This window comes from Bacillus cereus group sp. Bc031 (assembly GCF_027716265.1).
Classification (GTDB): domain Bacteria; phylum Bacillota; class Bacilli; order Bacillales; family Bacillaceae_G; genus Bacillus_A; species Bacillus_A paranthracis.
In genome coordinates this window covers 1-1,255 of sequence record NZ_JAQFUL010000202.1, presented here as the reverse complement: position 1 = coordinate 1,255, position 1,255 = coordinate 1, and the positions used below count along the sequence as shown (strand labels likewise).

The following is a 1,255-nucleotide window of genomic DNA, read 5'->3' as shown; positions in this document are numbered from 1 at the left end:
TGAAGTGAACCCGAATAGTGGCACATGAAAAAAACACCTCCTGAATTCGCATACTAAGTATGCAAATTCAATGGAGGTGTTTTTGGTTTGAAAACAAGAGTTCATTACCCAGAAGAAATAAAGTGGAAAGTGATTGAAATGAAAAAGGATGGATATTCCAATCGGACAATTATGGAGAAGCTTGGAATTAAAAATGTTTCTCAAATTAAGACATGGATGAAATGGTATCGTACCGGTCAAACGTACCGTTTTCAACAACCTGTAGGAAAACAATATTCTTATGGAAAAGGGCCAAAAGAGTTAAATGAATTGGAACAGTTACGCTTAGAAAATAAACATCTAAAAACAAAATTACTTGTATGGGGAAAGTATCTAGAAATCGAAAGGGGCTGAAACCAGAAACTGTAGTTACTTTATGGAACGATTTAAAAACAAAGCTAACGGTAAAAGAATTGTGTAACGTATTAGAATTACCCCGGTCCACATTTTATCGTTGGTTACAACGAACGGAAGATCTAAAAGAGGATATAGAAGAGAAAGTAAAGGATGTTTGTCTTAGGCATAGATTCCGGTATGGATATCGAAGAGTGACCGCTACTCTTCGAAAAATGGGACTGTGTGTCAATCATAAAAAAGTATTACGAATCATGAGACAAAATCATATTCTTTCAAAAGTACGTCGAAAGAAAAAGAAATATATCAATGGTGCGGAACCAATGGTAGCCCCTCATCGATTGGAGCGCCAATTCGATGCATCCAGACCAAATGAAAAGTGGTTTACGGATGTAACTTATTTATTATTTGGAGAGCGTACCTTGTATTTATCAACGATTATGGATGCCTTTAATCGTGAAATTATTAGTTGTGTCATCAGCGAGTCGCAAACACTAACATTGGCGATGAAGACATTAAAACAAGCAATGAGAGGGCGAAAAGTAAAAGGTGTCCTTCTTCACTCGGATCAAGGAAGTATTTATACAGCAAAAGAATTTCAAGCGTACGCCAAAGAAAACGGCATTATCACCAGCATGTCCCGGAAAGGAAATTGCCATGATAATGCCGTCATGGAAAGCTTCTTTGGTCATTTGAAAAGTGAAGCTTTCTATTCACAAAAGATAACAAAAGTATCCAACACAACTGTGCGAAAGATTGTGCTAGAATACATTCATTACTACAATTGTGTGCGAATTCAAGAAAAATTAAACCACCTATCCCCTAAAGAATTTAGGGAACAAGTGGTTTAGGTGTTTTGATT

General features: G+C 36.4%; 1 protein-coding gene. It reads left to right on the top strand.

The features are described from left to right. Positions 1–87 precede the first annotated feature (87 nt). Positions 88–1,244 (top strand): IS3 family transposase gene (locus PDQ33_RS28865; protein ID WP_085964999.1). Its coding sequence is split into 2 segments (ribosomal slippage): positions 88–340 and positions 340–1,244, totalling 1,158 coding nucleotides; the frame shifts between segments, so codons are not numbered across the junction. Positions 1,245–1,255 lie beyond the last annotated feature (11 nt).